Origin of the sequence: Micromonospora sp. URMC 105 (assembly GCF_051386295.1) — a bacterium.
In the GTDB taxonomy this organism is placed as follows: Bacteria; Actinomycetota; Actinomycetes; order Mycobacteriales; family Micromonosporaceae; genus Micromonospora.
On the sequence record NZ_JBPQTL010000158.1, the window covers coordinates 1 to 7,853 of the forward strand.

The following is a 7,853-nucleotide window of genomic DNA, read 5'->3' on the forward strand; positions in this document are numbered from 1 at the left end:
CCGGCTCGGTGGCGCCGCTGCGGGCGAGCGCGTCGACGATCCGGTCGGGCAGGTCGGCGCCGCTCGGCGGGGTGGGCGGCCGGACGGTGATGCCGTTGCTGACCCCGCGTACGCCGGTGAGCCGGCCGACCACGCGCCCGGCGGCCCGGCGCTGGTACTCCCACTCGACGCCGCCGCGCAGCGTCACCCAGCCGTCGGTGACGGTCACCGAGAGGTCCTCCACCGGCACGAAGGCGTCCCACTCCAGGGCCCGCTCGGCGGCCCCGGCGATCTCCGTGTCGGTCCGCTGGGCCGACGGGCCGAGCCGTACCGCCAGGTCGTTGGCGACGGCCCGGACCCGGGCCACCCGGTGCGCGGCCCGTTCCGCGGCCCACTTCGCGGCGTAGCTGTCCACCCGCCCGGTCAGGGTCACCACCCCCTCGGCGACGGTGACTCCCACCTCGGCCGGGCTCACCCGGGGTTCCCAGGTCAGCTCGTCGAGCACGTCGGTCTGGATGTCCTGGTCGGTACGCGTGACGGTGGTCGCGCTTGCCATGCGCTCACTCCTCCCGGGATCGGGGCACGGGGCGGGCAGAACCCGCCGACCGCGATCCTGTCGCCGCGCCGGATGAACCGCCGTCACCCGCACCGGGTGACCGGCCGGATGCCGGGCGTCGACAACCGGGGGTCGGCTCGGGCACGATCTGGCGGTCGGCGAGGGGCGGGAGCGATGGACGGGGTACGCCGGGCGGTGCGGGCGCTGTGGCGGGTGGCCCGGCACGAGTGGACCGTGGTGGTGCTCGGGTCGCTGGCGCTGGCCGCCGCGCTGACCTGGCCGACGCTGCGCGACCCGGCCGGCACGATCCCGCAGGACACCGGCGACCCGACGTTGCAGGCGTGGCAGGTGGCCTGGGGCGGGTACGCCCTGCGGACCGACCCCGCGCACCTGTGGCACTCGAACACGTTCTTCCCCGAGCCGTACACCTACGCCTACTCCGACACCCTGCTCGGCTACGCCCCGTTCGCCCTGGTCGGCGAGGGGCCGGTGGCCGCCGTCGTCCGGTACAACCTGCTCTACGTGCTGGTGCACGCGCTGGCCTTCGTCGGGGCGTACGCGCTGTCGCGGCAGTTGGGGGCCGGGCGGGCGGGGTCGGCGGTGGCCGGGGCCGCGTTCGCGTACGCGCCGTGGAAGCTGGCCCAGGCTGGGCACCTGCACGTGCTCAGCGTGGGCGGGGTGGCCCTGGCGCTGGCCATGCTGGCCCGGGGGCACGGCTGGTCGCTGCGGCACGGTCACCGGCCGGACCGGGTCCGCCCGGGCTGGGCGGCGGCGGGCTGGGCGGTCGCCGCCTGGCAGATCACCCTCGGATTCGGCATCGGCCTGCCCTTCGCGTACGTCCTCGTCGGGCTCTGTATCGCCGTGGCGGTGGCGTACGGCGTGACGTGGCGGCGGCGGCGGACGCGGCCGGCGGTCCCGCGCCGGCTCTTCCTGGCCGACCTGGCCGGGGTCACCGGTTTCGCCGGGGTGACCCTGCTGATGGCGGCCCCGTACCTGGAGGTGGTGGCCCGCCACCCGGCCGGCCGGCGGACGGCCGCGCAGGTCGACATGTTCTCCCCGCCGGCCCGTGGCTTCCTGATCGCCCCGCCCGAGTCCTGGCTCTGGGGCGAGCGGCACGGTGCGGCCCGGGCGACGCTCGGCTTCCCGGGGGAGATGACCCTGCTGCCCGGCGTGGTGCTGATCGCGCTGGCCGCGGCCGGGCTGGTCTTCTCGGTCTGGCGGCTGCGGCAGCGGATCGCGTTGGCCGTCGGGGTGCTGGTCAGCCTCGCCCTCGCGGCGGGCACCAGCTTCGGCGGCGACGGCGACCCCGGCTACCTGACGCTGATGCGGCACCTGCCGGGCTGGGACGCCCTGCGCACCCCGGGCCGGCTGGTGCTCTGGACGACGCTGTTGCTGGGCGTGCTGGCCGCCGGGGCGCTGACGGTTCAGGAGCGGTCGCCGGCGGAGGCCGGCCGGGGGGACTGGCGCCGCTGGACGCGGCTGGCGCTGGTGCTGCCGGTGCTGCTGGTGCTGGCGGAGGGGGTGAACCGGACCCCGCACGTGCCGGTGCCGGCGCAGCCGGCGGCGCTGCGCGGCGTCGCGGGGCCGGTGCTGGTGCTGCCGCTGGGCGGGATCCGCGACTACCACGTGATGCTCTGGTCGACCGACGGCTTCCCGCGCACGGTCAACGGGCTCGCCTCGTTCACGCCGGAGAGCCAGCAGCGGATCCGGGATGCCGCGACGAGCTTCCCGGACGCGCCGTCGGTGGCGTACCTGCGGGCCGCCGGGGTGCGCACGGTGGTGCTGCTGCCCGGGTACGCGGCCGGGACGCCCTGGGAGGACGCGGCGGCGCGGCCGGTCGACGGGCTGGGCATCCACCGCGAGCAGGTCGCCGACGGGCTGGTCTACCGGCTCGCTCCGACGAGCTGAGCGCCCTGCGGGGCCGTCGGGTCGGTCCGGGTGGTCGGCCCCCACCCGCGCGACGTGGCGGTGTCCGGAGTTCCGGACACCGCCACGCCTGTCGATCCGCCGGGGGACCGTTCCCCGGGTGTGCCGGCGGTCAGCCGTCGAGGCCGACCGGGGAGTTCGGCCGGTCCACGTCGACGAACTCGATGTCGTCGACCGCCCGGCTGTCCCGGCTGCCGGCGGCGCGCGCGGCGGTACCGGCGGCCCAGCCGATCGCGGCCCCGACCAGCGCCGCGCTGATCAGCAGCGTCCACGGCAGAGCCGGCCGACGCCCGGCGAGCGCGTCGAAGGCGAGCGTGGCACGACGCCGGGCCTCGTCCGCCGCCGAGCCCACCAGGTCTCCGGCATCGGAGAGATGGGCGCCGTCGCGGACCGACCGGGCGGTGTCGCGGACGCTGTCACCGGCGGAACCGACCGCCGAGACCAGCTGCTGCCAGGCCTGGTCGGCGATCCGCTCCGGCTTGCTGCGGCGCTCCAGCAGGTTGCTGCCGAACATGGGTACCTCCTCGGGGTGCCGAAGTCTGCGGCCACTTCGGACGTCGACGTCTGCGGCGCGTCACGGTCCGCCTGTCAGGCAGTGCCCAGCCGCCACGCGCCCCAAACCCGTGGCGCAGGCTCAGCGGACCTGGACCACCGCGACGCCGCGGGCGAAATCGTCGTCGTCGTCATCGTCGTCGTCCCCGCCGCCGAAGCCGCAGGCCAGTACGAGGGCGAGCAGCGCGCCGACACCGGCCAGGCCGAGCAGTCTCTTGAGCATCGATCGTTCCTTCCGTCGTGGTGGAACCCCTCGCCCGCCGACCCTAGGCGGCGCGGGCAACTCCGCCGGCCCGCGGCGCGGCCGGGCGGGCGCGCGGCGAGACCGGGTTCCGGCCGGACTGGACGGGGGCGGCTACGCTGGAGCGGTTGGAGCGGCCGGCCCCGGTCGCTCGTTGGAGTGAACGGGACCAGGAAGAACGCGGGGCAGGGCGGTCCGGTCCGTCCGGTTCCGCGAATTGCTCATCCCGGGGGGTGGCGACCGAGGCCGTCGGAGGAATACTCTCGGTCGCGGCCCGCGTACTGATGAGGCGCCCGTGGACGGGCGAGTGGAGGTGCTCGCGTGAGCCTGTCGATCGTGAAGTCGGTTCTGCCGGGTGGTGTCATCGAGATCGCTCCGCGAGGGGAAATCGACGTCGACACCGCGTACGAGGTGCGTGAGGCGATCGCCGAGGTGCTCGCGAAGGGCCTTCCGTCCCGGATCGAGCTGAACATGCGACTCGTCACCTTCATCGACTCGGTCGGCATCAGCGCGATGGTCGCCGGGTTCCAGACCGCCGAGGTCAGTGGCGTCAAGCTGGTGGTCACCGAGCCCAGCCGGTTCGTCCACCGGCAGCTCTGGGTCACCGGCCTGCTCGGCCTCTTCGGCGCTCCGGAGCCCTACTTCGCCGGCGCCGGGGCCCCGACCCCCGAGGTCCTTCCCGGCGCCTGACCGCCCCCTGGCCCGCCGGCACCGCGCCGTCGTCGTGCGGCGCTGGTCACGCCTGGCCATCGCCCGTCGGCGTGGCGACCGCCATCCGGCGGCGCCGGCACCGCTGCGGCCGCGCTCCGGTCAGCTCGGGTTCCCGCCCAGCCCGGAAAGGTCCACGTCGGCCACCTCGGTGACCGCCCGGACGGCGGTGACGGAGGCGTACCCGTCGGCCAGCAGGGCCAGGTCGGTGCCGGGCTGCACCGCCTGCCCTGGCTCCTCCAGCGAGGTCCGTACGAAACCGTGCCCCGACTCGGCCACCGTCATCTGCACCTGACCGAAGCTGGCCAGGGTGGCCGGGCGTACCCCGCGCAGCCGCCCGTGCGGCACGTCCGGCGCGTTGACGTTGAGCACGCTCTCCACCGGCCCGGCGGTCAGCCGGGGCAGCAGATCCAGCGCCACCCGGGCCGCGGTGTCCCAGTGCCGCTCCGCGTCGCGTACCCGGGCGGCGGCGGAGACCGCGGCGCCGCCGCTGACCGCGGTGGCCTCGCCGACGGAGAGCACGTCCAGCGAGACGGCCATGGCGCGGCAACCGTTGGCGGCGGCGGTGAAGGCCGCCCCCACCGTGCCGGAGTGCAGCACCGCCCGGCCGGCGTTGGCGCCCCGGTTGATCCCGGAGAGCACCACCGTCGGCGGCGGCCCGAAGGCCCCGTGCACGGCGATCAGCACGATGAAGCCGGGCGAGCCGCCCACCCCGTACGCGGGCACCCCGGGCAGCTCCGGCAGCGGATGGTCGCGGACGACCACGTGCCCCTCGCTCTCGACCGCGGTCATCGAGGCGCTGGTGCCGCTCGCCTCCTCCAGCGGGGCGGCCACCACCACGTCCAGGCCGCGCTCGACCGCCGCCCGGGCCAGCGCCAGGATGCCCGGCGCGGCGATCCCGTCGTCGTTGGTCACCAGCACCCGCAGCGTCACCGCTCCACCGCCCGCCCGGCCAGCTCGTCCGGGGTGGTCCGTTCCTGCGGCCGGCTGCCGGCGGGAACCAGGCGGACCCGGTCCACCAGGCCGGTGATGGTGTCCAGCCGGCCGGTGCCGAGGCCGTGCCGGGTGACGTTCAGCGCCCCGGCCGCCGCGCCGGTCCGGATCGCGGTCCGCACGTCGCCGCCCCGGGCCACCACCGCGGCCACTCCGGCGGTCATCGAGTCGCCGGCCCCGCGCGGGTCGGCGGCCTCCAGCCGGGGCATCTCCACCTCGAACACCTCCCCGTCCACCAGCGCCAGCGCCGGCCGGTCGGCCCGGCTCACCACCACGTTCTCCGCGCCGGAGGCGTGCAGGTCGTACATGGCCCGGGTCAGCTCGTCGTCCTCGGCGCCGGCCGAGCGCCCGTCGGCGATCAGCTCCTCGTGGCTGACCTTGAGGAAGAACACCCCGCTGGCCAGCACCGCGGTCAGGTGCTCGCCGGCGAGGTCCACCACCACCCGCCCGCCGTTGGCGCCCAGGTCGGCGGCGAACCGGCGGTACAGCTCGGCCGGGACGAGCGAGGGCTCGTTCGGGCCGCTGAGCACGCTGACCGGGGCGCGCAGCCCCTCACCCAGCGAGAGGTTGTAGAGCTCGTCCAGCTCGTGCCGGCTCAGCGGCGCGCCGGCCACGTCGACGATCTCCTGCCGGGTGCCGTCCCGGCGGTCGTGCACGTAGCCGCCGCTGCCGGAGTCCCGCCGTACCACCCGCAGGTCCACCCCCTCGGTGGCCAGCAGCGGCTCCAGCACCTGGCCGATCTCGCCGCCCAGCGTCGTGCAGAGCACCACCGGCACCCCCAGCGACATGATCATCCGGGCCTGCCAGACGCCCTGCCCACCCGGATGCAGGTGCAGCTCCGGCTGCTCGCTGGGCTGCTCGACGGTCACCGTCAGCCGCGGCGTCGGCGCGAAGACCATCACGTGCCCGCTCATCCGTCGTACCCGTCCATGCCCGCCTCCCGTGGCCGTCGGGGGGCGGGATTCCCCGCCGGGGCACCGTCATGCCGCCCGGCGTTGCCAGCCCGGCCGCGGTACGGGACGATCGGGCGACCGACGAGGGGTGGGAGGGCGGAGTGGTCCGGCGGGAGTCGTTCAGCTACACGGTGCAGGCGCGCTGTTCACGGGCGGACGCGGTGGCGCTGTTGAGCGATCCGGCCCGGCAGGGGGAGCTGCACCCGCTGATCGTCCGGGTGCGCCGGCTGCCCACCCGTCCCGGCGCGCGGGCCAGCTACGCCATCACCGACCGGCTGGAGCTGGGACCGCTGCGTTTCCCGGTCACCTACCAGGCCGACGTCCTGGTGGTCTCCGACGACGAGATCGTCACGGTGGCCCGGCAGCAGCCGGGGACGACGGTGCGCAACCACACCCGGCTCCGTGCCGAGGCCGACCTGCTGCGCATCGACGTGGAGATCACCCTCTCCGCGCCGGCGCCCCTGTTCGGGTACGCGTTCCGCCAGGCCCGGGCCGCGCACCTGGGCCTGGCCAGCCGGCTCGGCGCGGCGCTGGACCGGGAGGCCGACGGGGGCCCGGTGCCGAACTGAACCGCCGACGCCCGCTCAGCGACGGCCGGCGGGCGTGGCCGCCGTCCGGCGGGGCGGCCCGACGGCGCGACGGGTCCGGCCCCACGGCTTCCAGGTGGAGATCACGGCCATGGTGACCAGCAGGGTGGTGGAGACCGCCGGGGCGACCACGACGTCGACGCGCTGGTGTGCGGTGGCGTCCGGTCCGGCCGCGGCGCGCACGTTCGGCGTCAGCGCGAACAGCACCAGGCCGGTCATCACCGTGGTGAGCACCAGCTTTACCACCACCCAGCGCCAGCGCAGCAGCCCCCACGGGGTCAGCAGCGCGCTGGCCACGCCGACCAGCCAGACCAGCACGCTCAGCGGAGCGAAGAGCCAGGTGGCCACCAGCGCCGCCGCCGGGTAGACCACCCCCGGGGCGGCCCCGCGCAGCCCGGCGACGCCGAAGGTGAGCAGCGCGAGGTCGGCGCCGAGCCAGCCCAGCGCGGTCACCAGGTGCAGGGTGAGCAGGGCCTTGCGGGCGTGAGGGGAGAGTCGGCTCATGCCGGAGATGCTCGTCCGGCCGCCGCGGTCCGTCGTGGGCCGGCCGACGACATCGCGCGTACGTCGGTGCGCGTACGGCGGGGCCCGTCCGTGCCGGACGGACCCCGCCGGGCCGGTCTAGTTAACCGACAGGTGCACGTGGTTGGTGTGGTCGCTGGACGGGTCGCCGCCCGCCCCGCTGTACGACTTCCACCCGCTGCTGGGCAGCCAGATCTGCCGGTACCAGATCACGTAGAGCACGCCGAGCCGGTCGGCGTTGCGGATCAGGTACGCGGACAGGTTGTTGCCGTACGTCCGGTCGCCGCCGGTGGCGTCGCCGCCGAAGCCGTTCTTCTGGGCGGCGAAGTCGCAGGCCCGACCCTTGGGATGCTCACCGGCCCCGCTGGGGCGGTAACAGGAGACGTACCGGGTGAAGCCGGCCGCCTGGGCCTGCTTGAGCGCGTTGTGCATGCGCGGGGTGATGCAGCCGTTGGCCGGGGTCGGGTCGTTGACGCTGCACGACTCCGAGGGCCAGGACCCGTCGGGGTTGCGCGGCGCCGGCCGCGCGTTGGCGGTGGAGGTGCCCCGGTTGGTGCCGCCACCGGAGCGGGCGGCGGGCTTGTCGGCGGCGGCCACCACCAGCGCCCGCTCGGCCTGCTCCTTGCGCTTGGCCATCACCGCGACCTGCTTGCGTTCCTCGACGATCTCTCTGTCGAGTGCGGCCCGGGTGCGGTTGGCCTCGTCGCGGGTGCGGATCAGGTTGCGCAGTTCCCGGTCCTCGTTGCTGGCGACGGTCTCCAGCGCCGCCGCGCGGTCCAGGAAGCCCTCCGGGCTGTTGCTGTTGAGCAGCGCCGACACCGGCCCGAGCCGCCCCG

10 protein-coding genes are annotated in these 7,853 nt (G+C 75.7%); 3 read left to right on the top strand and 7 right to left on the bottom strand.

All coding sequences use genetic code 11. The features are described from left to right. A partial coding sequence (locus ACSNN7_RS28060) for a BON domain-containing protein (RefSeq protein WP_436684065.1) occupies nucleotides 1-535 on the bottom strand: 535 nt, incomplete at its 3' end. Nucleotides 536-709: 174 nt separating this feature from the next. Here ACSNN7_RS28060 and ACSNN7_RS28065 point away from each other — a divergent pair. Then, nucleotides 710-2,443, top strand: a complete 1,734-nt coding sequence (locus ACSNN7_RS28065; RefSeq protein WP_436684066.1) for a hypothetical protein — start codon at nucleotides 710-712, stop codon at nucleotides 2,441-2,443. 130 nt (nucleotides 2,444-2,573) lie between these two features. Here ACSNN7_RS28065 and ACSNN7_RS28070 read toward each other — a convergent pair whose 3' ends face one another. Both ACSNN7_RS28070 and ACSNN7_RS28075 read right to left on the bottom strand, forming a co-directional pair. Then, nucleotides 2,574-2,975: a hypothetical protein gene (locus ACSNN7_RS28070; RefSeq protein WP_436684067.1), complete on the bottom strand. Its 402-nt coding sequence runs from the start codon at nucleotides 2,973-2,975 to the stop codon at nucleotides 2,574-2,576. 120 nt (nucleotides 2,976-3,095) lie between these two features. After that, complete coding sequence (locus tag ACSNN7_RS28075; protein WP_436684068.1) at nucleotides 3,096-3,236, bottom strand: hypothetical protein; 141 nt, start codon at nucleotides 3,234-3,236, stop codon at nucleotides 3,096-3,098. A gap of 339 nt (nucleotides 3,237-3,575) precedes the next feature. Here ACSNN7_RS28075 and ACSNN7_RS28080 point away from each other — a divergent pair, with 339 nt between their 5' ends. Next, the gene (locus ACSNN7_RS28080; RefSeq protein ID WP_436684069.1) at nucleotides 3,576-3,944 is read left to right on the top strand and encodes an STAS domain-containing protein; all 369 of its coding nucleotides are present in this window, start codon (nucleotides 3,576-3,578) and stop codon (nucleotides 3,942-3,944) included. A 120-nt stretch (nucleotides 3,945-4,064) separates the two neighbouring features. Here ACSNN7_RS28080 and surE read toward each other — a convergent pair whose 3' ends face one another. Together surE and ACSNN7_RS28090 are read right to left on the bottom strand one after the other, a co-directional pair. Next, nucleotides 4,065-4,895, bottom strand: coding sequence for a 5'/3'-nucleotidase SurE (surE, locus tag ACSNN7_RS28085; RefSeq protein ID WP_436684070.1), 831 nt, complete (start codon nucleotides 4,893-4,895; stop codon nucleotides 4,065-4,067). Beyond that, a complete protein-coding gene (locus ACSNN7_RS28090; RefSeq protein WP_436684071.1) occupies nucleotides 4,892-5,869 on the bottom strand; it encodes a 1-phosphofructokinase family hexose kinase in 978 nt (325 codons plus the stop codon). The genes surE and ACSNN7_RS28090 overlap by 4 nt, the downstream gene beginning before the upstream one ends. A gap of 68 nt (nucleotides 5,870-5,937) precedes the next feature. Between ACSNN7_RS28090 and ACSNN7_RS28095 the strand changes: the two genes are divergently transcribed. Then, entirely contained in the window at nucleotides 5,938-6,477 is a 540-nt protein-coding gene (locus tag ACSNN7_RS28095) for an SRPBCC family protein (protein WP_436684072.1), read from the top strand. 15 nt (nucleotides 6,478-6,492) lie between these two features. Here the strand turns inward: ACSNN7_RS28095 and ACSNN7_RS28100 are convergent, their stop codons facing one another. Together ACSNN7_RS28100 and ACSNN7_RS28105 are read right to left on the bottom strand one after the other, a co-directional pair. Next, nucleotides 6,493-6,999 carry a hypothetical protein gene (locus tag ACSNN7_RS28100; protein WP_436684073.1) on the bottom strand — a complete coding sequence of 169 codons (507 nt, stop codon included), beginning with the start codon at nucleotides 6,997-6,999 and terminating at the stop codon, nucleotides 6,493-6,495. Between the two features lie 117 nt (nucleotides 7,000-7,116). Continuing rightward, nucleotides 7,117-7,853 (bottom strand): coiled-coil domain-containing protein (locus ACSNN7_RS28105; RefSeq protein ID WP_436684074.1); only part of this gene is annotated, 737 nt, incomplete at its 5' end.